Raw genomic sequence first — 23062 nt, 5'->3', positions numbered from 1 at the left:
TTAAGAAAGCAAGGGCAGAACTTATATTTCCTGTTTCTTATTATTATATTTTATACTGAAAATATTTTTTCCATTTTGCGATAGTATTACGGCTGATTCCCAACTCCTTGGCTAAGCCAATATTTGTCATACTATTGTCATACTGATATTTCAATATTTTTGTTATTGAATTTTTATCATAAGACCTGTGTTTTCTTTTCGTCTTATTTTTGCCAAATATGATTCTGTTTATCTGGATCACATCAAGAGCAGTAATCTTAGTTTTTTTTAAAATTATACTACATGCTTCTTTCTTTTCAGGATATTTCATTTCAAGTAGATCTTTATAGATCCTTTTATAATCAGGACTTGCCTCATTGATTAATGGATTTTTCATCACTATCTATTATGGTTATTATTATATTTTTTTATTTGCTCCGTACTCTAATATACTTTTCCTTATCATTCCGTTGGTTTTTTGTTTTCTTGTGTAAAACCCAAGATAGGATATACTTATATAGATGTCCTTTATCACTTCTTGTTCAAAAATGAGAACAAGATGACGGGCAGATTCCCACCATCTTATTTTCAGTGCATAGCTCCAGGAACGTGCAGGAAAAAAATTGAATTCACTGCCCAGCATTTCTCTCACTTCATACTTCGTAAGCCCCTGAAGATTATAATATTGATTATTTTCAGATCTTTCCATATACTTACCTAAAAAGATAAACGGATCTACTATTAGTTGTTGATCTGGCCAAAGGATTTCTATAGATAGCCCTTGCAGATAAATGAGAAGCTTTCTCTTCTTCAAATTCAATAAACAATAAAGTTTTCTTCAACCAGGAAGTATCCAGCACATAACACCACATTTCTTTTGATTGCTCATCAGGATCTCTACCCATATCACAACAAATCTGATCCCTGCTTTTCCCTAACAGATTAAAATTTTTCATACTGTTATTGATTTTCAAATACATATTTATTATTAAAATTTCGTTTATAATACCTTTTTACAATGGGTATCTATTCATAATAACCTGATAGCTATCTGGCCCCAATGTGCACTAAAATTTTGCTCCAAAAAATAATAGATTAAATTTTGGATTTTGCTTTTTTGAAGGGATTTTACAGTGGCTATGAATATGCAAGGCCTTACACCCGCTTTAAAGTAGACCATAACGGGGAGAAAAATCTCCCCATTGGGCAGGCTATATTTGTGTATATCTTTCATGATTTTGTGTTTCATCATTTTTTATTCATTATTGCGTTTTCCGATACACTATCAAAAGCCTGCCAGGTCTTTCTAAAAAAGAATGCACACTCGATTTAAGTTTCTATATAGCATCGAGCCAAAATGTTCAGAAACATTAATTTCTAGTATGCAATCCTACCACATCACTTATATGTTTTACAATCACACTTTTAAGGAAAAAAAGATTTTATTTAGAGCTATTGTTAATTGTATCCATTGCCATATTTTCTTTCTGTTTCTTCCTGTACTTAGTTATCCATTTATACAAAGTTGTTTTAGGAATTCGATAATTTTCAATGATTTCTATTTTTGTTTTTTCCCCAGTCTCAATAAGCTCCAGGATAAACTGAATAATCTCGGGAGTGTAGATGTTTTTCCTGAATCGGGGCATAGAACCTTTTCTACTCTCTGTTTCCCTTCCGGTTTCCCTGGCTCCGGCAGGAGCATACAGCATGATATGCTGAGAATATAACCTAAAAAAATCATAACGCAGCAATTTACTCCAGCGAAGCAATATTACTGTATCTAAAGAAGGACTTGAAAGCATTTCTTTAATTTCTCCCTCTGTATTATTCATAAAAGCAGTGATCCTGTCCATGTCCATTGCAGATTCTTCAATTCGCTTTTTAATAAATTCTCCTAAATGGATATTTTTAAAATCTTCCATAACTCTCATTTTCGGATTAGGTAACACCCGATTTTAACTAAGCTTATTAATTATAGACAGACATGATGAGGAGAAATCTCCTCATCGGAAACTTTTTTAGCATACTCATTATCATTTGTGTTTTTCATCATTTGCTAATTCATCATCCATTGGACTATGCTTAGAGTTTTGTCTATCTGAAAAATTGAGATTAATCATAGTATTCAGTCGTATCATAAATAATTTTTATGCATACCCGGGTCTAAAACATCAGGCAGTGCTCTGAAACTTTGATGAGACAAAACTATAACCTCAAAAAAAAAATAAAGAAAAAAAGGTAAAAACAATAACTGACATTTTGTAAAACAGCATTTACAAAACAATCAAAACATTGATTTACAACCAAATATGAAATATTTTAAATTATTCAGAAAAGTACAGTAATTCCCATTTAATGATTTTGATCAATAAGTAATAATACCATTGTAACTAAAAGGATACAAAAATGATCATTACAGGAGAAGAGAATATATAGCATACTATATACAATCGCATTAAACAGATTAGGGTATAAAATACAATTGTTTTCATCTACGCATATATTGTGATTTAAGTAAATTAGCCCAAAAATAAAATATGAGAATTGCAGTATTTGGAGCGCATAATGTTGGTAAGACAACATTAGCAGAAGAACTTTTGGAGAGCCTTCCTGGCTATACCCTTGAAACAGAACCTTACTGTCAATTAGAGCTTTCAGGTTATGAATTTTCAGAACATCTTAATGCTGAGGATTTTGTTGAACAATTTAATTACTCGGTCCATCTTATTTCCCAAAGCGGAAATGACGTTATATTTGATCGGTTTGTCCTTGATATCCTTGCCTATCTGCATGTTATTGATCCAAATAGAAATATTCAATCCTTTTTTGAAAAAACTCAAACACTCATTGCAGAAATTGATCTCTTTGTTTTTGTTCCCATTGAAGAGCTGGATCTGATGCAGAACTATCAGACAAACCTTCCAAAACTTAGAAGTAAGGTTAATGATTTACTCTACGATTGGATTAGTGATTTTGGAATAGAGGTAATTGAAGTAAGAGGTACAGTATTGAATCGCAGAAACCAAGTACTTGATAAAATTTTATAATCGGCATCCGAACTGTTTCTCTTCATTACAAAGATACTTGATCTATTAGTACTGATAATAGAAGAAAGAAGCCATAAAAGGCCGATATCAAATCAATGTTATTTATATTACAGACTATCCTAATAATATCCGGAAGATTTATTAAAACTGTTTCTGATCAGCTGATGAACATCAGAAAGCTTATAATATAATTTACCGCTTATCGTATAGTACGGCAGTTTTTTGTCTGACCGGTAACGCTGTAGTGACCGTGAACTGATTTTAAGCATCTGAAGAACGTCCTGGTTATCCAGTAACTGCTCACAATCAATAGAAGACAGTTTATTTTGTTTGGTGCTTATTTTTTTATGAAGGATATCAAAACGAGTCATAATTCTCTCCATCCAAGCCATAAATTCTATTCTGTCAATATTCATGATATTTTTTTATGAGTAGAACAAAGTTTCATGGAGGGTTTTATAAAAATTTCCCAAACTGACATTCAGCGATCTTTCAGTAAAGCGTATTACCTCACTAAATTCAATATTTCCACCGTTAAAGCAACGTGTTTGATGAAGGGCATATAAAAGTTCAACCAATCCGGACTTTGAAGAAGACCAATCCAATGGAGACTGATCATTTATCTTTTCAAAAACATATCCTTCGGCTTCGCTTATAGATTTCAAAAGATATTTCTCCAGGCGGTCGTTAGCCAGAATCTGTGCGACTAAGTGGTCATGGGAAGTAACGAACTTTTCATCATAGTTATACAATCCCGATTCAAGTTTTGTTTTGTAAATCGTCATCAAGAAGTGAACATTAGATATTAAAAAGTTAAGGAGTGTTTTCATAAAAAAGAGTAATTTTAATTATAACATTCTATTATCCGGGACATGGCAATGATAAACCCAATGCTCGTGCAGAATATTAAGAAAGCGATATTACCATACGTTTTGAGTATGGTAATACCGCTTTGAACGAAGATGGCAAACAAAGACAACTATACAATTAACGTAAGCATGTAGCACTCATTACCTTTGATTCAAATCTGTCATCGTTATATGAATTTCATATCTTATAATGTTTTGTTGAAATTACTATTTCTTACTTTGAATAAAATATAGAGCAGGTACGAAAAGAAAAATAGTCCCGGATATATACACGGTTATCAAACTTAATGGAATACTTAATAGATAAAGTCCCATTGTCAACCAACTCATCTTCCGGTCAAACCGTATATTCTTTTCATTTTCTGATTGGGTGATACACTCCTGAAAGATTGCGTAGAAAAGTACAACCAATGTCGTAACAACACCATAGAACATATGGTTAGAAGTATCAAAAAAAGATTCACTTAAATGCGCTGTAGCAATAGGGATAAATGATATTACAAACAATAATCCGAAATTAATCCAAACAGAATTGATCCCTATCTTCTCTTTATGCAAAGTGATACGATGATGGTTAAGCCATACAATGACTACAGTCACAAAGCTCATGGCATAAACAAATATCTGATACAAAATACCAGGCAAATGTGCAAATGATAAATTTGGTATTTTGATATCCATAAGCATAAGAGTGCTTATCACAGCCATTATCCCATCCGTAATGGCATCTAATCGTTCTTTTTTCATAGTCATTAATAGCTAAACAGTAAAATTACCTAATCCAATTTTCCTGTTTATTTCTTCATGGTTCAAATAAACATTGTTAAAGGGCTCAGTAATATTACTTTTCAAGAGAATATTATATATTATTCACAATGGAACATCCATCCGCTATTTCTTAACGAATACACTATGAGGTATTACAATTTCATCACCCTCTCTTCCATATTGTGGAACAATGAATCCTTTTGGTTCATATCGATTGGTTCCTGAATTATAATACCAGTTTGCACAGCCACTTATTTGTAATTTGATATGTTGGATATGATCATATACTACTTCCTGGAATTCTCCAAAATCTGGTAGAGATTTATGCAAATCATTAAGCTCCTGGCAATATGCATCATGCAGTTTCATCGCTTCTGTACAAGAGTCCTGGTATGATAGATTATACTGGTTACTCAGAATGAAGATGATGTTCAAACTTTCACTTTCTATTTCAAGCTCTTTTTTTAAAGAGGCAAAATCATTCTGAATAACAATAACCAGAGAAAGTATTTCCCTGCAGCGCTGTACAATGGGATGATTGTAGAGGTGAACAGGTAACGGGGAGTCAGTGGCAGGATCTATCAGGTCACCATAAGGCCACATTCCGATTGAGTATTTCCTGAAACTCAGATAATGGGCAAGCAAGGGATAGGTTCTATTTTTTACTTGCCTGAAAGGAATTTCCTCTGCCATGCCATACATGATGAATTCATAGAAATTGATGGAGACACGGTCTATCCAAAATTGTGGCATTCCATTGGCCAGCCATTCTTTTCTTGCCTGTGCCATTTGTCGGAGGATTCCAATCTCATCCGGATTGGGCTCATCCCCCATCATTACCTCATAAACTCTATCGGCCATAACTTTCAATTCATCTCTTGGTGTTATTCCAAAATAATCATCAAAAATGGTGATATAGATCATCAACCTTGCACAGGGGCGCATAAGATCAATACTTTTGCAAGTTGGATTCATATAAGTGGCAACCCGAGACAAAAATTGAGGTTTACATCTCTTTATTCCTTCTTCAGAAATAAAAGTATAGTCATTGTCATACCATTCTTTTTCTTCTTCATCAAAAGCATTGGCAATAGGACTCTGGACTGTTTCCCAGGGATAATAGCATTTAGGAACAATTAATTCTTCTCTGATACTCATAGGTTTATTATGTATTTAAGATTATATGATTATTATATTTCATTTAGTTTTGCCTTCAGCTCTCCGGCATCCGGAAAATCCATAGCATTATATCTTCCCAACTTTGTAGATATATTCTTCCAACCACTCAAAACCATGCTCATGTAATGTACCCAATTAATAACCGCTTCCTGCCATTCACCAAAATCCGGAAGAGAGACTTGCAGTGCTAGAAATTCATTCAAGTCTTCATTATGCAGACGTAAATCTTCAAGACATGCCTCCATCAGAGACATTTGTCTTTCGTTCTGAATGACCTTCACTATGTTATAATACACGCTGTCTGTAGCTTCATCTTTCAAGACAGACTGAACTTCATTGAAATAGGTAACCAAATGACAGGCTAAAGTTTGTAAACGTTGTATTACCGGATTTGCATGAATTTCCGGTGGAAGAACGATTCCTGTTTCCACTTCAGTAAGTTGGAGGAAAGGATACAGGCAAATAGAGTTTTCGCGTAAAGCAATACACTCTACTACACTGGGATAAGTTTTGTTCTTCTTATAGATCAGCTCTGTTTTCAATCCCATAAAATATTTATCGATCATCTGTGTAAAACGGAAAAGTGATTCTTCCGGGATAAACTGTAACAGCTCCTGTCTCAAGGAAGCCAGCATTTTACCCAAAGGGATTCCGGAATCTTCACCGGTAACCTCACCCCTAAGTACAGCAATTGATTGTGCATGTACGTATTCGATGTTTTCAAGTTCACTTTCTTCATAGAGGTCATCATTATACAAGGTCCATAACATCAGTCTGCAAATTGGCCTCAATCGTTCAGGAGAAGCCGTAGGAAACCAATGGGAAGCAATATGTGCCGTCTTGGTCATCTTATACTTCTTACGAAGGTTGGGGTTTTGTTCGTAGAGCCAAAGATACTCTCCATCAATCCATTGATTCTCTGTTATTTCCTGCAATAGATCCGCATTAGGGTTCTTTAATGTAGGGAACGGATACTTAAATTGGGTTTTAAGTAGTTCAAGTGTGTTCATAGTCTTATTTTTTTGAATTTGACACAAGCTAATTACCATCCGAATATCCACCCAACTTGAGAAACAAATGGACAAAGGATGATGTACAAAAACTCATAAAACTCAGACTTAAAATGAGGTCTGAATATTTAGTTGTTTTATTATCGGAATGTAAAATGAGGTTGGAAGAATTAATTCCAAATCAATCACTGTCGACGGTATAAGCAATGGATTGATTTAACGTGCGGTTCTATTTATTAAATATAATACCTGCCTGGATAGTGGGGAGAGCAAGTTATTAGAAAATATTTTTAAAAAAAATCAAATTCTTATCAATTATTATTTATTAGTATATTTTTTACGATTGGATTTTGTTTCACTAAGTTAAAAAAAAGAAGATACATTCAATATTTTTTTCACTTAAAATTGATTTTCAATAAAAAAAATAAAATAAAACACTAATAACCAAATAGTTAACAAATTCATTCAAAACAAAAACAGCTGTAATAAATTCGGAATTTCTTTCTAATTCAACCATTCCAAACATTAACAATTCATTCAAAATAAATAATTATAATTAACAATATTAAACTACAAAAAAAAATGGTAACACGATCTAAAATATATCTATTTCAATACCTACATCAATATCTTTCAATTCAAATAGATTTTCTCCCTTATATTTAAACTTCCCTTTCACTGTAAAAGCTTTATTATAAAACTCATTGTGTTTATTTCCATTTCTAACGAACGTTATATATGAAGATAGAAAACCATCATCAACAGCAAACATTCCGGAATTAAGATCAATATTGATATTCTTTGAATCGATATCTACCTTCCAATGATTACAAATATAACCTTCCGGCTGAGTATTGTTCAATACAGTATGCCATGTATTAAAATCATTACATAATAGCACTGCGAGTTGATTTTTTAAAGTATCAATTTCCATAATTAATATTTTAGGGCTGTTATCAAAAATAAAAACACCCACAAAATATGAGTGTTTTCTTTATTTATAGAATTTTAATAAAAGTGAAAAAAAAAATCACAATAAACATAACAAGCTCCTAATCTAAGTAAGGAGTTTCCAGATGTTATGATCCACTAAAATAGCTATTGCAAATACATTAAATCTTCTTGCTTTAACTGGCTGATAAAATAAGAAGGAGTCATTCCCGTTTCTTTTTTAAAAATAACTGCAAAGACTTCCCTGGATGTAAAACCACATTCCTCTGCCAGATAACTGATTTTATACTCTCTGTATACAGGGTTTTTATAGAGTTTATTGGTAATATAGCCAATTCTTAATCCATTAATATAATTATTGTAACTTTTTCCTTTATGTTGTTTTATAATTTCAGATAAATATCTGGGATTTGTATTCAGCTCACTGGCAAGAAATGTGAGTGTAAAATCCTTTTTGATAAATTTCTGTGAATTTTCAATTTTCTTCAGTTTTGACAAAATATTATCTACAGTATTATTTTTAATAATAAGGTTTGATGTTTTTTCATGGGGATAGACAATATTTCCAGCATTTTCTATGACCAGAGTATCAGCATGAACATCCTTTTCTTCAGCAGATACAGATTCTGCTTTTTTTAAGTTTTCGATGATCTCCTCATAATTTTGATGTAAGATTTTATTTCTTCTTTTCCAATAGATCCATCCTCCTGATATTGAAAGAACAAATAAAGCTGCCCCTGTTATCAATATTCTATTCATTGAATCATGGTTATCACTCTCTTTTTCAGATAAAATATGTTTCATTGGAGTATTAATCGTTATCTTTTCTGCATTTACAATACTATCATTCAACTTGGTAAATTTCGCCATGTATTCGGCAGACTCTTCTTTATTTCCTTTCTCTACTTGGGATTTAAACAGAATTTCATAAATATCTCTTCGGATGTATGGAAAACTGAATTGCTTCTCCATAACAGCAGCTTCTCTAGCATATTGTATAGCTTTGTCATAGTTTTTCTGATCAAAATAAAGCCACGCAAATTCGTTTAAAACGAGTATCTCTGTTTGTACATTTATTGAGTAATTTTTATTTCTGCAAATTTCTAAAGCTTTGGTAAAATACTCTTCTGCTTTTTTAGGGTATCCCTTCGCTACATTCATCATTCCCAAATTCGTATAAACATTGGAAATCAGGTAATATTTTTTACTTACAAAGTTTTTATCAGCACTCATCTTCAAAGCTTCAGTCAATGTCTTTTTTTCATAAGACATTACAGAATCTACGGGAGCATTGATATGGGCCATATAGCTTCCTATCCCTGTATAGATAAGAGCTCTATAATAAAATTTGGAATCAGAAGATGTGATCTTTTCAGATATTTCTAAAGCTTTGGTAAAGTCTTTTAAGCTTTCATCATTGAATCCCAGCTCAGTATAGGCTGAAGCTCTGAGTCTGAAGGTATTTGATAAGTCTTCCGCATTATCTAGGTTGCTTGACAGAAGTTCTGCTTCTTTGCTGATTTCAATTACCTTTTTAAAATCTCCAAGATCAAAATACTTTGCCATCTGGATCATAAGATTGCCAAGCATGCCTTTCTTATAGTCTATTTTTTTTGCTGAATTATAACTTTCTATTGAAAGTTGAATAGCTTTTTTAGGATTAACACTGTTTAGTTCCCTTAGTTCATTAATCTCTTTGTCTAGATCTTTTTCAGATAAAGCCTGGGAATAGATACTGCTAAAAAAGAAACACAATATGAGGAAGATAAAATTTTTCATGGTTGATGTTTATAATATGTAAAATAAACATTAATTCAAGCAACTTGGTTAATTTTTTTTGTTATATTTTCGGAATCCATCACATAACAAATTACAATTAACATACTGTATTACAGATAGATAAAATCATTAAACCATCGCTTTAATTCGTTACAATTTCTGAATAGAAATGAACCAGATACTTAAGATTATATCCAATTTAAGGCAATTTAAATTGAGTATTATAAGAACATAAGTGTTGATAATACAATCACTATCTTCAGCTTATTTTGATATTGATTCTATTTTTAAATCAATACTCTCAAGATATTGCATTAATCTATGGTGAAGCAAAGTATCAACTGTCAAAAGACCAACAAACATTATGGCAAAACCAAGCGTTAAACCTTTATAATAACCATCAGGCATCACCAGATATAATATTAAAGAAGTAATAATTAATATAACCCAGATTTTCTTCAGCACTAAAAAGACAGTGTGATCTTTTTTTAGTTTTTGGGATTCATTTTTAAGAGATTCGTCAGCGGATGGTTTTATATGCATTTCCACTTTTTGTCCCTGTTGATTTCTATTCATCATTAAATAGCCTCCGTATCCAATATTAACTGCAAAAAGTAGAAAAAGCGGCAGGGTCATCCCACGCAAAATTACATTACTATTTTTCACGAGCAGTATCAAGACAGGAACCAGAAGAACCGCAGCGGTTACCATCCATTTTCCCTGTTCTATTTCACCTTTGGTCCAAGCATAATAATTTTGGAAAAAATCATTTCTCATATTTATGTAAGTCTTTGAAATTATAATTATTAATTATTTTCACATTGTTTTATTTGATATTCAGTAGAACTTCTATTATTTTTATATTTGGTTTCTATATTGTCAAAATTATAATAGCTTCACTTTATTATTGTTGGTAGTTAGTCCAATAATATATTGTTAAAAAGTCCATAAACTTAAAGAATACCTTCTAACCGTATCAGAAATTCTACTTACCCTACCAACAGTTAATTTTAACGTTGAACAATCTAAGAGAAGAGTGTTGCCGCTTTTATTCTTCCATATATTCACTATACTTATTCAGCCATTTGTAAAGGGTTGTTTTGGGGATCCGGTATTTACTGATGATTTCTTCTCTGGTCATCTCTCCTTTATTGATTCTTCTGATGATAAATTCAATAATTTCTTTTGTATAAATATTTTTACGAACCTGAAGCTCTTGAGTATGTACCTTTTTTTTGATTTCTACCTGATTATATCTATTAGCATTCGGAGGAGCATATAAAACCAAATGTTGAGAGTACAACCTGAAAAAATCATATTGCAATAACTGAGACCATTTGATTAAAATATCTGTATTCAAAGCATCCGCGCTATACATCTGTTCAATCTGTTTAGCTTCGCAATTAAAAAAGCCACACAAGCTTTCTATTTTAATATGATTTTCCTTTACACTGTTCTCAAGTAATTGTCCGATATTAATTTGTTTTAAATCCATCATAAGTTCATTTGCTTTTATTGATCCATTCTATATATTTTAAGTCTAAAAATGTATATTCCAGTTCTATTTCCAGTACAACAATATGGTTTTAGGTGAATACAGAAAAAAGAACTGTGTGATAGATTCTGAATACATTGCGATAAATGCTTAAAAAGCATATCAAGCTCTATCCAATTAATCAAAATATTACGACTCAATCTTGAAAGAAATTATCTTGCATAAGGTGGCTACTTAAACTACTGATAAAGCATGAAGGAGTAATTCCAGTTTCTTTTTTGAAAGTCACCGCAAAAACCTCTCTTGACGAAAATCCACACTCTTCAGCCAGATAACTTATTTTGTACTCTCTGTAAATAGGATTCTCAGCGAGTTTTGTTTTAATATAGGCTATCCTCAATCCATTAATATAGTTACTGTAGCTCTTTTTTTTATGCTGTTTTATAATTGCTGAGAGATACCGTGTATTAGTATCAAAATCATTAGCCAAGGAACTAAGACTTATATCCTTTTTTAAAAATTTCTGAGATTTTTCGAATTTAACAAGTTTAAGCAATATTGATTTTGTTGTATAGTCAGGAATGTTTAGATTTTTCTCATTTGAAGATTCCTGAGATTCATCTTGCATTACTGTGTTATTTTCCGTGTTTATTTTATATAATTTTTTCCATAAAACGGGACAACCTATTATAAATAATAATGATAACAATAATCCAGATTATGATATATTACCCTGCTTTGTTTCCGTGTCGCCTGTTTGTTTGCCTATTACAGATTCTTTTCTATTGTTATTCACCCCATTCTTCTCTACATTCACAAGACTGTCATTTAACTTGATGTAAAGATTGGTGTATTTTCTTGCGGGAGCCTCTTGTTTTAATGCCGAATATGCTTTAAAGGAAATTTCATAAATGTCTCTGCGAACATAAGGTATACCCACCTTCTTTTCTTCCCTTTCTGCCTGATTTGCATATCGCACAGATTTATCATATTTTCTCCGTTCATAATACATCCATGCAAATTCATTGAGTATACTTACTTCAAGATCTTTATGGATATGATACTTTTCATTCTGGCAAATCTCCAGGGCTCTTGATAATTTACTGATAGTTTCTTCGGTGTTTCCCAAAGCTGTATTCATCACCCCTAAATTCATATAAGCTACAGCCAGAGTATGGTACTTTCTCTCCTGAAAATCTTTGTCATCATCAATATTCATAGCAGTTTTCAAGCACTTATTCTGATAATACATTACCGAATCAATGGATGCATTCACATGAGAGAAATAAGTTGCAAACTCTTTATATACAAGAGCTTTCATATAATTCTTATCATTTTGAAGCTCTATTTTATCTGCTACCTCAAGAGCTTTTTTAAGCTCCTGAAGACTTCTATTATTAGAATTCAGTTCAATATATGCAGATGCCTTATATCTGTGGGAATTAACCAACATTGTATCATTTTTGCCAGCCAGTTTTTCTATCTCGTTACACAGTTCAATGGCTTTTTTAAAATTTCCAATCTCACAATATTTATTGATGAGAAAGCTGTTAATTTCCAGTACGCCCTTTTTGTACCTTATATTCTTGGCAATACGATATACATCTGTAGAGAGTTTAATAATTTTATTGGGATTATTGTCTGGAAGGTTTTGAATCTTTTTAATTTCTTCTTCAATTTGTGATTCTTTTAATGATTTTAAGCTTGTAAATGAGAGTATACAATACAAAAAAATCAAAATTTTTTTTTCTATCATTAGTCGTGTTTGTGTTAACAAATTAAATAATAACCCATTGATCCACACAAAAGAACAATGTAAGTTTTTCTGAATTCAACTCGTATTTAACTATGTCTAAAATTTTTATAGTCAAATAATTAAGTACAACATCAATCATATTGGATTACCTAATTTTCCATAAGAATATTTTCGAAAAAAATGGGACATATTCATAAATCATCTTGTATTAAACTTTCTCTGACAGAGGCAAAGGTGTAGGTTTGCAAACCTGTTAATCACAGACCGGTTGAACACCAAACTAAAAAAACATAAAATGAACAAAAAATTATTGACTGCAATTACAGTCCCTTTATGCCTTTCGCTTTACGCTCAATCCAACAGTGTAGGTATCAGTACTTCCACTCCCACAGAAATCTTAGATATTAATGGTACGGAAAGAATAAGAGAGCTTCCGCTGGACGGAGCCTCAAACGTTATCTATACTAAACCAGATGGAACAAAGTCCATTAATAAGGATCAGTCTTTCAAAGCTCTTAAAACTCTTGTAGCCGATTCTAATGGTGTGATAGGTTCCGTAAACTGGATTCCTGCACAACCTTCCGTAATTATTGGCGGTGTCGATGGTTTGGATGCTGTACCAACCACCAGTACAATATCAGCCGTAAACGGTGAACTCACTACAACACCAGTTTTAGCAACAAAAACCTTCACTCTGTCTAAAAAATCAATGGTTACATTTTCTTATAATATTTCTGCTTCTGATATTGTAAAAGCCAACGGGGACGCTCTTTTTGACGGAACTTCAAAAAGAATAGGTGCTAAACTGATCTTAAACTCCAAGGATATTATCAATTCAGGTATTCCTTTTACCAATAGCGGACAAAAATATGTCTTCGGTGTTTTTTACCTGAATGGAAACAGAAGTATTGTTTTAAATGAAGGTACCTATACTGTTAGCCTGGTTGGTAATGTATTTGCCTACACCGGGGACACTATGGGTATAAGAGCTACCTTTGGAGCTACTTCTACAGATCAGTTTGATATTATTGCAATCCCTGTTCAATAATTTATTCTTCCTAATCGAGAATTATATTTCCCTAAAAACAAAATACATAATAACATTCATTATTAACTTTAAAAAATCATTTACGATGAAAAAAACATTATTCGCAGGATTATTACTTGCAACATTAGGAACTGCTAATATCAGTGCAAATACACTAAATATTAAAGATGCTGAAACAGCACAATGCTATAGACAAGTATGTACAATAATTACAGTAAAAGAAGGAAATTGTACTGTTACTTATAAAGTGACAAAAACTTATTTCCTTTGTTTTGTTGTTTGTGAAAAAAGAACTGAAGTAAAAAGAGACTGTTCCGGAGGTGGAAATGGTAATTTTACAAAGTAATTATTTAAACAATCCTTAACAAAAAAAGCAATTTTGTATAAGAAAGGAGACCGTTTGGTCTCCTTTTCATATATAAAAGGTTGTTTTCTTTAACAAAAATTATCTTTTTTAACACCATTGATATTACCTATAACAGGAACAGTTTTTTCCATTTAGCTACTGTATTTCTACTTAATTTAAAATGATTGGCAAGCTTCATATTACTCATGTTATTCTTTTTCTGATATTCCAATATTTCAAAGATGTCATTGGAACTGTAAGATCTGTGTCTTTGATTGAATCTTTCTACTGACTTATCTACCTTTCCAAAAATTTTTTGATTTATCTGTAATATCTCCAAGACAGACAATGTTGGTTTTTCAAGTAAATTTTTAAATTCATCCATTCTCTCCGGATATTTATCAGAAAGGATATCGTAATATATCATTCTATAATCAGGCATCAATTGTTGGCTTTTTTCATCCATGCGTATAGTGTTGTTTTAGGAATTCCGTAATCTTTTATAGCCTCCCTATGGGTTGTTTCACCTTTATTGATCTTTTCAAGGATATGATCTTTCATTTCCTTCATATAAATATTCTTACGGAATTGGGGTAATTGGGTTTCTATATTTTTATTTTGTCCTTTTTTAATCGGATTATAGAGTATTAAATGCTGAGAGTAGATTCGGAAAAAATCATACTCAAGTAATTTACTCCAACGCAGTAGTGTATTAGTATCCAGATTCTCTTCGTTATACATGCTGATGACCTCTTCTTCGGAGCATTTGAGAAAACTACAGATACGGGACATTTCTACCTCATTTTGCGCTACGGTTTCTTTAATTAATTCTCCAATATTAATGTTTTTTAAATCCAAATCAAGGGTATTTTAAGTGAGTTTAAATATCAATGGAGCTTTTCCTTTACTAACCGGAAAGATTGCTACAATTGTTTACAAGTATGTTATCCATACTAAAAACACTCAGTTTTAAGCTTTACGAACTACCGACATAAAAATCTTCTTTTGTCCGGATACTTCCATACACCACCATTTAAATTCATACCACCTGTAAGTACTATTATCAATCTGTATTTGAAGATTTGTAGTCTCAACCTCTGCTGCGTCTGTACGCCAAAATACTATATTATTAGCATCAATCTGAAGATAACTTCCTGCCTGCAGATTGTTATTTAATGAAGTTTCATTTTCATTACCAACTGTAGCAAACGACTGATAACTAACAAGTAAAGCTCCATTAGATGTATTATATATACGTGGGTCATAATAGTCTGAATTAACTCCTTGTAAATTCATTTCCAAACCATCAATAGATGGTAAGGACTGCAACCCATTGGCTACTATATAATTTTTTAAATTAAATGTACTAGACTGAGCAGTGGCAGCAGGAACGGAATAAATTCGTGTAATAGCATCTCCTATATCCAAACCTCCACCATTGGATTTGGGTAATCCATCAATATATCCCAAAACTCCATTTGCATCTGCTACCACAGTTTTAGTTGCTATAAATGACTGATCTTTATTGTCTGATTTCGAACCGTCTGGTTTTGTAAAAATAGAATTTGCCGTCTGATGTTTGGGAAGTATTCGTACTCTCTCATTACCATTAACATCCAATATTTCGGTTGGATTTCCAGTATTGATTCCTACTTGGCTATAGGCATTGACAAAAAAGAAAACTGCCAGGAAACTAATTTTTTTCATAATGTTTTTTTAACAAAAGGATTATACAATTATTTTATTATTCTATGTTTAGGGGCTATTTCAGATTGATCAACTACAATTCAATACAGCACACCTTATATTAAACAGATGCAGGAATTCCGTGCATCCCCGTTGGAAAGTTTGGGAATAATATTCCCAGCCATATATTAAGACATTTGTGTTTTGTTTCAGAAGTTATAAAGTATTAAATGCTGAGAGATTACAGTTGTTTATTCATATATCTCACAGAAGGTATTTAGCTTTAAGCTTTACGAACTACCGACATAAAAATCTTCTTTTGTCCGGACACTTCCATACACCACCATTTAAATTCATACCATCTGTAAGTATTACTATCAATCTGTACCTGCAGATTTGTGGTCTCAACTTCCGCTGCTGTTGTACTCCAATACACTATGTCATTAGAGTCAATCCGAAGATAGTTTCCCGCCAGCAGATTATTATTTAATGAAGTCTCATTTTCATTAACCACTGTGGCAAATGACTGATAGCTGACAAGTAAAGCACCGTTTGATATATTATATATACGAGGATCATAAAAATTTGAACTAACTCCCTGTAAATTCATTTCCAAGCCATCTATAGAGGGTAAAGCCTGTAAACCATTGGCTATTATATAATCTTTTAAATTAAACGTATTAGACTGAGCAGTAGCAGCAGGTACAGAATAAATCCTTGTAATAGCATCTCCTACATCCAAACCTCCACCATTGGATTTGGGTAATCCATCAACATATCCCAAAACTCCATTTGCATCTGCTACCACAGTTTTAGTTGCTATAAATGACTGATCTTTATTATCTGATTTCGAACCGTCTGGTTTTGTAAAAATAGAATTTGCCGTCTGATGTTTGGGAAGTATTCGTACTCTCTCATTACCATTAACATCCAATATTTCAGTTGGATTTCCAGTATTGATTCCTACTTGGCTATAGGCATTGACAAAAAAGAAAATTGCCAGGAAACTAAATTTTTTCATAATGTTTTTTACTTAAGGATTATATAATAATTTTTATTATTTCTATAACTAGGGATCATTGTAAACCCAATGAATTACTATTCAATATCTTTATCCCTTATATTAAATTGATCCGGGGAAGTAATATTCTATCCCCTGTGAGAGGGCTGGGAAATAATATTCCCAGCTATATATTAAGACATTTGTGTTTTATTTCAGAAAATACAACTGCTTGATTTTCTTGACAGGTGCAATATTAGATAAAAAGAACCCTAACACTAAAAAAAACAGTTTTCACATCTACTTTCACACCTACTTAGTTATACTCAAAGCAAATAACCAACTGAATATCAGTAAATAATTAAAAGGTTTTTATAATATATAGATTCAAATCAGTTTCTGTAGGAAGATTAATTTTCTTACGAATCCTATGCTTTTTATTCTCCACAGCACGGATAGTTGTGTTAGTCGCAATTGAAATTTCCTTTGTGGTTAAGTTTAGTTTTAATAAAGCACAGATTTCTAGTTCTGATGAGATGAGATTTGGGCAGACTTCTAAAATTTTTTCAAAAAACTCAGGAAATTCAGATTTAAAATAGGTAATAAAAAGTGAGTTCTTACTCATTGCTAATTCATACAATTCATTGGACGAACTTATCTTATCTGTTTTCTTTATAAAGTCATTAAGCTTCTCTTTTTCTATATAATATTTTATGATCATTTTTTCCTTCCTATGTATAATATACATCCCAACAAAAGTGCAAAAGGAGATCTCCAATGCCTTATAAACTCTTATATACCAAAGTTTTACAGGAGATAGATTTTGATGAAGAGATGAAAATATAGAATAGTCCGTGATGATGTTGATCAAAAAAAATATTACATAGGTAACCACAAGCATAAAAATGATATACTTATCCTTATCATAGTCAAAAAAAAATGCTACAGCGATGGTAAGAGATATATATGACAGATAATTCATAGCCCCATTTCCACTTATAGTATCACAGTAAAAAATCACCAATCCCAGAAACCAGAAAAGAAGCATTAAAAGATACCTGTTAAACCGTATCTTATCCGGCCAAAGCAATGTACACAACATAAAAAGAACCATTCCGAAGAATATTCCACCATACACAAGTTGATTTAGAAAGAAAACATTCAGGACTACATTGCAACCAAGAATCAATACAAGTACAAGAGTATAAATATCAAAGTAAAGACTTTTTTCATACTCAATCTCATCAGCAGCCAGCTGCCTTTTTTCTTTTATATAATTTAACATGATAATTTATATAATCCAAAATAGAGCATTTTTTCACCAAAATATCTGTCATTTAATCCAAGTACATTAAACTCAAGAAAATACACCTGCAAAACCTCCAATAACAACAATTTACCTCCTTGATTTAGTTGTAAGAATTTCCGAAAATAACAGATTTTTCTCGTCAAAAATCTAAATTTCACTTGAAATTAAAGCCTTCCGTACTCATGTCACAGGGTAAAACCATAAAATTTTCTTAGAAAAAATTCTCTTCTCTGTAATTATTTTAAGATGCTGCAGTGTTTTAGTCTAAACCTTGTTTTGTACTACTCAATAGTTATTAATCTGAATTTTTACAACATTAAATGAAGTTATACTGTAATTTGAGAAAACTCACCATAGCGCTCTGCTTATAGCAATGAAACAGGCCTGCCATATAGAGAATTCCACCAATGATCACTCCCCATTGTAGTAGACTTTCTATATCTTATGGCAAAGAATTACAAGAAACCCATAGTAAAGAAAGTTTCAAAACCTTAATGAGAAATCGAACTTTTAAAAAATCTCACGGGATAAAACAAAAAGCATTTTTTTAGAAAATTTTGTTCAGGCTTTTAAAGGGTATAGTTTAAAAATCCAACTATAAATATTTCAAAATTAATACATTGAAATCCTATTACAAAAAGAACTTTTTTAAAACACAAACTCCGACAAATGCTCACATTACGAAACTAAAGGAATTGAGAGATGCTATTGTTCACACAAAATCAAATCATCTATTTATGGAACAATCAAAACTCATTGAAGCTCTACTTAAGTTTAAATACGATGATACACTTTTGGCAATTAGAAAGTTTATGAATTTTTATAAAGCAGAATATATTGTAGATTGTGATTGTAATGCAGATTTTTAAAGACTTTCAATCTTAGAAGGAAGATAACAGACAGGGGAAAAATTTAGATGCACCAACCACAGAGGTTTCCATGACTGACAAAAATGCATAGGTTATTAAATAGTTTGCAAAAGGATAATGATAAAAATAAGCGTCTCAACTGAAGTTCTTTTAGAACATGAGGATGGACACTAAATCTTATTAGAGAATAATCTTTTCCATTTGGCAATTGTATTCCTGCTTAATTTAAAGTGAGATGCTGCTTCCGTATTATTAAGAGCGTTGATTTTCTGGTACAGTAGAATCTCTAAAATAGCTGTTTCATCATAAGAACGAAGTTTTTGGTTAAAATTTTCAGACTCGTCACTAAACAGTATAGAGTTTAACTTAATCACATCTAAAGCAGATAAAACTTTCTTTTCCAGCAATGCTTTACATTTAAACTCTTTCTCCGGATATTTTAATTTAATAAAATCTATGTAAATCCTACGATAATTGGGATATCTATTCACTTTTGAAATTTTTTCATCCATTTATACAGTGTTGTCTTAGGTATACGATATTCCTCGATAATTTGAGACTTTGTTTTTCTACCGGATGTTATCAGTTCTAAAATAAATTCAATAACTTCTTTTGAATAAATTCCTTTTTTAAAAACCGGCATTCCGGTCCTGTTCTTTTGAACTTGTGCCCCTTTAGATGGTGAATACAAGATCAGATGCTGAGAATAAATACGAAAAAAATCATAGTCAGTCAACTTAGATATCCGTAGCAGTAAATCACTATCAATGCTTGCAGCCTTATATATTTGCTGTAAACCTACTTCCGTAACATTCAAAAAACTACAGATACGGGATACTTCTATCCCGTTCTCTGCAATTTTCTGTTCTATCATTTGTCCAATATGAATGGTTTTAAAATTCATAACAAAAATTAAATAGGTATATATGTAATAAAAACAGTCGATCCTGGTGCTGTCCTATACTGTTGGTCCCCATTACGGAGACATCTTGATTCTACGGTAATATTACTATTTGCATTTAGTATCATCGTTCTTGTTACATTTGTTGTTCCATCACCTAGTTCCCATCTACTCCCGATTAACTGGGCGGTTTTTCCACCTGTATCTACCTTTATCGTACATCCTGTTCTTACTCCATCATTAGCTTCAGGAATATCGGAAAATAATCCCCATACTTCTACGGTATAAATTCCATACTTATTTACTCTAAAAGTATTAGGACCTGTTTTGGTAATATATGCATTGTCCACTTTATTAACATCATCAAAAGCCAGGGGTCTGGGTACTCCATCAGCATTTCTGGTAACCGTTTGCGTACTTGTCGCAAACAATCCAAATGAGGGAAGAGCGATATCAAACTTCTTTAAAATTCCTTCACTGGTAATTCCAACATATTTATCTGTGTCATTTAAAGCTCCTAAAGGAACTGCCCTAATGCGGGCATTCCCATCCACGTCCAATTTATTCTCAGGGTCAGCCACTCCAATACCTAATCTACCTGAAATAATTCCGGTTCCCTGAACATCAAGTCTTTTGGAAGGTGTTGTTGTACCAATTCCCAAATTGCCGTTTTCATCGAGCTTCATATCAACATTTGAAGTACCGCTGGTACGGAAATCTATAGAAGATTCATTTCCAGTTCCATTTCCCTGATAACTGCTTACAATTGTTGATAAAGGAGTATTATCAACCCCATTTACTCTTCCGTTAAAATTAAAATATCCAATAAGATTTCCATTTGACAAATTGGTTCCGTTATTGTTGCGCATCAAATTAATATTAGCAGGATTAATACCATTGGAAACGATATCGATATGAGTATTTCCAGACTCAAACTTACCATTCCCGCTTACTTCAAGTTTTTGAGTAGGAGAAGGATTACCAATTCCAACATTTCCATTATCTTTAATGACAAAGTCCGAACCTGCAATTCTGGAACTTCCTGAAGAAGAAAAGCCAAGTTTGACCATATTGTTGGCAATATCATCTATAAAAGCATCCGGTGACGGATCTCCATTAAAAGTTCCGCCGTACAGTTTGATCCATATACTGCCATCGAAATAATAATATCCGGCAGAAATCACATTAGCTGTTTTAATACTTGCCGGATTTACACCTTCAGTCACGTATACCATTGCTCCCTTAAGTTCATCTGTATACAAAGCATCTTTTGCTTTTAGCTGGTTTCCGGTAATTCTTGGTGCTATTACGCCATCTGCCTTTTTAACATCAGTTTCAAAGCCATGAATATCCAGAGTAGCTTTAGGCTGGGAGATGTTGATTCCAGTCTGAGAATACAGAAGCGTTCCGCAAAGAAACGCTCCTGCTTGAAATAATGTTTTCTTCATTTATAAGAATTTTATTGTGTTTTTTAATTAAAATTCACTCAATTTTTTCTTAACAAATTCTCAGAGGGCTAAATATCTTCAATAAGACAGAAAGTTATACCAAGATAAGCAGTGGAATTACAAGGGTATAAAATTGAGTGAAGCATCTGTTGTGTTTTTAGAATCTTTTAATTTTTGTGATTTTAGACTTAACATCTCAAAATCACAGAACAGGTTTGCTTTTCTACATTATTACTGTATTTTGATTTAATAAAATTTTTAATTAAGTAGGTAATCATAGTTGGTTATTCATTGTTCATTTGCAAAACGAATGTATGTGATCAAAACAAAAGAATTCATACTGCATTTATACTTCAAAATACAAAACATTGATTTTCAAATCATTTAATCACAAGAATGAAAGTAGGTCAGAAATCATTAATCCATTTATAGAGATCAATATCCCTGGACAAGTTTAATTTCTTTCTCAACCTATATTTTTTTGATTCAGCAGTTCTAACCGATATGTGATCATAATCAGCAATCTGCTTGTTGGAGAAGTTTAGTTTAAGAAATGCACATAACTTCAAATCATTTAAGTTAAGATCTGGATATTTTGAAAGAAGGCCATCATATAAATCCGGATATGAGTCTCTAAACTTAAGCATAAAAGATGGATCTGACTGCCTAGCCAGCGTAATCAATTCTTCATAAGTGTATGATAACCTTTGTAAAGAACTTTCTGATTCTTCTACCCTCACATACATCAAAGAGCTCTTAATTTTTTCCCGCCTTATCAAAAACTTATAAATAAAGCGCACAGTCATTGCACTCAATAAAAAGCCGCCAAGTGTGATATAAAAAAAAATATAATTTTTCCTCTTTTTTTCATCTGTCTGCTCACTGCTTAATATCTTAATCACTTTATTAACTCCAGCTTTTTCTTCTTGTTCTATGCTATCATTTAGCAAACCATATTTTATCAGATATTCGTTCTGATACTCAGGAAGATTTAATTCTTTGTATACCTCAGCAATTAACTTATAGGATTCCAGTGTACCATTTTCCAAATGTGCTTTTGAAGTAATATTTACGGAACTAAGTAAATAATCCAGTGCTTTACTGTAATTTCTCTTTTCAATATTTAACTTTCCAAAAGCCCTAAGCACATTAGCCTTGCCTTCAATAGGTATCTTCCTGGTATAGAGCAAGTTATTTGCTTTATTAATATAATATTCAGCTGAATCTATATTTTTTAACTTAAAATGTCTTTCAGCAATTGTTATATAGAGCATTGGCATAGGTGATTTCATACATTTCCGCTCATTACTGTAGACAGAATCCATGATTCCCAGATGTTCAAAGCTGTTTCTTTTCCAGTCATAAATGCTGTAAAGCCTATACTCCTTTTCTTTTTCGTCTTTGATCTTGTGAGCTATTACAAAAGCATCATCAAAATATTTAATTGCCTGCTCATGTAATCCCAAAGAATTATAGTTGGTGCCGTAGACAAAATACATATACGATTTAAGTCCATAATCATCTTCATCTCTTAATGCATTCTCTGCTTTTTCAAGCATCTGAAGACTCTCTTTGTTTTTTTTCATTACATTCAATACAGTTGCTATATCAAGATAGCCTCG

27 protein-coding genes are annotated in these 23062 nt (G+C 32.1%); 3 read left to right on the top strand and 24 right to left on the bottom strand.

The features are described from left to right. Positions 1-43 precede the first annotated feature (43 nt). The 4 genes from KIK00_RS01920 to KIK00_RS01905 all read right to left on the bottom strand — a co-directional run bounded on the left by KIK00_RS01920 (position 44) and on the right by KIK00_RS01905 (position 1901). Positions 44-376 carry a transposase gene (locus tag KIK00_RS01920; RefSeq protein WP_255814890.1) on the bottom strand — a complete coding sequence of 111 codons (333 nt, stop codon included), beginning with the start codon at positions 374-376 and terminating at the stop codon, positions 44-46. 21 nt (positions 377-397) lie between these two features. Beyond that, on the bottom strand, positions 398-688 hold the full coding sequence (locus KIK00_RS01915; RefSeq protein ID WP_255814889.1) for a hypothetical protein: 291 nt from the start codon (positions 686-688) through the stop codon (positions 398-400). A gap of 4 nt (positions 689-692) precedes the next feature. Beyond that, positions 693-935 (bottom strand): hypothetical protein, encoded by a 243-nt coding sequence (locus KIK00_RS01910; RefSeq protein ID WP_255814888.1) that lies wholly within the window; start codon positions 933-935, stop codon positions 693-695. Positions 936-1421: 486 nt separating this feature from the next. Next, on the bottom strand, positions 1422-1901 hold the full coding sequence (locus KIK00_RS01905) for a transposase (RefSeq protein ID WP_255814887.1): 480 nt from the start codon (positions 1899-1901) through the stop codon (positions 1422-1424). Between the two features lie 615 nt (positions 1902-2516). Here KIK00_RS01905 and KIK00_RS01900 point away from each other — a divergent pair. Beyond that, positions 2517-3026, top strand: coding sequence for an AAA family ATPase (locus tag KIK00_RS01900; protein WP_255814886.1), 510 nt, complete (start codon positions 2517-2519; stop codon positions 3024-3026). Between the two features lie 119 nt (positions 3027-3145). On the opposite strand, the gene KIK00_RS01895 is transcribed toward KIK00_RS01900, so the two are convergent. The 11 genes from KIK00_RS01895 to KIK00_RS01845 all read right to left on the bottom strand — a co-directional run bounded on the left by KIK00_RS01895 (position 3146) and on the right by KIK00_RS01845 (position 12806). Next, entirely contained in the window at positions 3146-3442 is a 297-nt protein-coding gene (locus KIK00_RS01895) for a helix-turn-helix domain-containing protein (RefSeq protein ID WP_255814885.1), read from the bottom strand. Between the two features lie 9 nt (positions 3443-3451). After that, complete coding sequence (locus KIK00_RS01890; protein ID WP_255814884.1) at positions 3452-3856, bottom strand: RteC domain-containing protein; 405 nt, start codon at positions 3854-3856, stop codon at positions 3452-3454. Positions 3857-4102: 246 nt separating this feature from the next. Beyond that, positions 4103-4642 carry a TMEM175 family protein gene (locus KIK00_RS01885; protein ID WP_255814883.1) on the bottom strand — a complete coding sequence of 180 codons (540 nt, stop codon included), beginning with the start codon at positions 4640-4642 and terminating at the stop codon, positions 4103-4105. A 144-nt stretch (positions 4643-4786) separates the two neighbouring features. Further along, the gene (locus KIK00_RS01880; protein WP_255814882.1) at positions 4787-5821 is read right to left on the bottom strand and encodes a hypothetical protein; all 1035 of its coding nucleotides are present in this window, start codon (positions 5819-5821) and stop codon (positions 4787-4789) included. A 32-nt stretch (positions 5822-5853) separates the two neighbouring features. Further along, positions 5854-6852 carry a hypothetical protein gene (locus KIK00_RS01875; RefSeq protein WP_255814881.1) on the bottom strand — a complete coding sequence of 333 codons (999 nt, stop codon included), beginning with the start codon at positions 6850-6852 and terminating at the stop codon, positions 5854-5856. Between the two features lie 595 nt (positions 6853-7447). Further along, positions 7448-7786: a hypothetical protein gene (locus KIK00_RS01870; protein WP_255814880.1), complete on the bottom strand. Its 339-nt coding sequence runs from the start codon at positions 7784-7786 to the stop codon at positions 7448-7450. Between the two features lie 164 nt (positions 7787-7950). Next, positions 7951-9582, bottom strand: a complete 1632-nt coding sequence (locus tag KIK00_RS01865) for a tetratricopeptide repeat protein (RefSeq protein ID WP_255814879.1) — start codon at positions 9580-9582, stop codon at positions 7951-7953. A 264-nt stretch (positions 9583-9846) separates the two neighbouring features. Beyond that, complete coding sequence (locus KIK00_RS01860) at positions 9847-10359, bottom strand: hypothetical protein (RefSeq protein ID WP_255814878.1); 513 nt, start codon at positions 10357-10359, stop codon at positions 9847-9849. Positions 10360-10630: 271 nt separating this feature from the next. Continuing rightward, positions 10631-11080, bottom strand: a complete 450-nt coding sequence (locus KIK00_RS01855; protein WP_255814877.1) for a transposase — start codon at positions 11078-11080, stop codon at positions 10631-10633. 193 nt (positions 11081-11273) lie between these two features. Next, the gene (locus tag KIK00_RS01850) at positions 11274-11705 is read right to left on the bottom strand and encodes an AraC family transcriptional regulator (protein ID WP_255814876.1); all 432 of its coding nucleotides are present in this window, start codon (positions 11703-11705) and stop codon (positions 11274-11276) included. Positions 11706-11795: 90 nt separating this feature from the next. Next, complete coding sequence (locus tag KIK00_RS01845; protein ID WP_255814875.1) at positions 11796-12806, bottom strand: tetratricopeptide repeat protein; 1011 nt, start codon at positions 12804-12806, stop codon at positions 11796-11798. Between the two features lie 322 nt (positions 12807-13128). Here KIK00_RS01845 and KIK00_RS01840 point away from each other — a divergent pair, with 322 nt between their 5' ends. Together KIK00_RS01840 and KIK00_RS01835 are read left to right on the top strand one after the other, a co-directional pair. Next, on the top strand, positions 13129-13881 hold the full coding sequence (locus KIK00_RS01840; protein WP_255814874.1) for a hypothetical protein: 753 nt from the start codon (positions 13129-13131) through the stop codon (positions 13879-13881). An 85-nt stretch (positions 13882-13966) separates the two neighbouring features. Then, entirely contained in the window at positions 13967-14227 is a 261-nt protein-coding gene (locus tag KIK00_RS01835; protein WP_255814873.1) for a hypothetical protein, read from the top strand. 127 nt (positions 14228-14354) lie between these two features. Here the strand turns inward: KIK00_RS01835 and KIK00_RS01830 are convergent, their stop codons facing one another. From KIK00_RS01830 to KIK00_RS01790, 9 genes are all read right to left on the bottom strand, one after another. Continuing rightward, the gene (locus KIK00_RS01830; protein ID WP_255814872.1) at positions 14355-14693 is read right to left on the bottom strand and encodes a helix-turn-helix domain-containing protein; all 339 of its coding nucleotides are present in this window, start codon (positions 14691-14693) and stop codon (positions 14355-14357) included. Continuing rightward, positions 14669-15085 (bottom strand): transposase, encoded by a 417-nt coding sequence (locus KIK00_RS01825; protein ID WP_255814871.1) that lies wholly within the window; start codon positions 15083-15085, stop codon positions 14669-14671. Before KIK00_RS01825 ends, KIK00_RS01830 begins: the two co-directional genes overlap by 25 nt. 111 nt (positions 15086-15196) lie before the next feature. Continuing rightward, entirely contained in the window at positions 15197-15934 is a 738-nt protein-coding gene (locus tag KIK00_RS01820) for a hypothetical protein (protein WP_255814870.1), read from the bottom strand. 262 nt (positions 15935-16196) lie between these two features. Beyond that, the gene (locus KIK00_RS01815; protein ID WP_255814869.1) at positions 16197-16934 is read right to left on the bottom strand and encodes a hypothetical protein; all 738 of its coding nucleotides are present in this window, start codon (positions 16932-16934) and stop codon (positions 16197-16199) included. 340 nt (positions 16935-17274) lie between these two features. Then, positions 17275-18198, bottom strand: a complete 924-nt coding sequence (locus tag KIK00_RS01810) for a hypothetical protein (protein WP_255814868.1) — start codon at positions 18196-18198, stop codon at positions 17275-17277. A gap of 1063 nt (positions 18199-19261) precedes the next feature. Continuing rightward, the gene (locus KIK00_RS01805; protein WP_255814867.1) at positions 19262-19603 is read right to left on the bottom strand and encodes a helix-turn-helix domain-containing protein; all 342 of its coding nucleotides are present in this window, start codon (positions 19601-19603) and stop codon (positions 19262-19264) included. Further along, entirely contained in the window at positions 19579-19995 is a 417-nt protein-coding gene (locus tag KIK00_RS01800; protein WP_255814866.1) for a transposase, read from the bottom strand. The genes KIK00_RS01805 and KIK00_RS01800 overlap by 25 nt, the downstream gene beginning before the upstream one ends. An 8-nt stretch (positions 19996-20003) precedes the next feature. Then, on the bottom strand, positions 20004-21440 hold the full coding sequence (locus KIK00_RS01795; RefSeq protein ID WP_255814865.1) for a hypothetical protein: 1437 nt from the start codon (positions 21438-21440) through the stop codon (positions 20004-20006). 407 nt (positions 21441-21847) lie between these two features. Next, positions 21848-23026 carry a hypothetical protein gene (locus tag KIK00_RS01790; RefSeq protein ID WP_255814864.1) on the bottom strand — a complete coding sequence of 393 codons (1179 nt, stop codon included), beginning with the start codon at positions 23024-23026 and terminating at the stop codon, positions 21848-21850. Positions 23027-23062 lie beyond the last annotated feature (36 nt).

The sequence above is a fragment of the Chryseobacterium sp. MA9 genome, assembly GCF_024399315.1.
Classification (GTDB): domain Bacteria; phylum Bacteroidota; class Bacteroidia; order Flavobacteriales; family Weeksellaceae; genus Chryseobacterium.
This window is presented reverse-complemented; position numbering and strand designations above follow the sequence as displayed.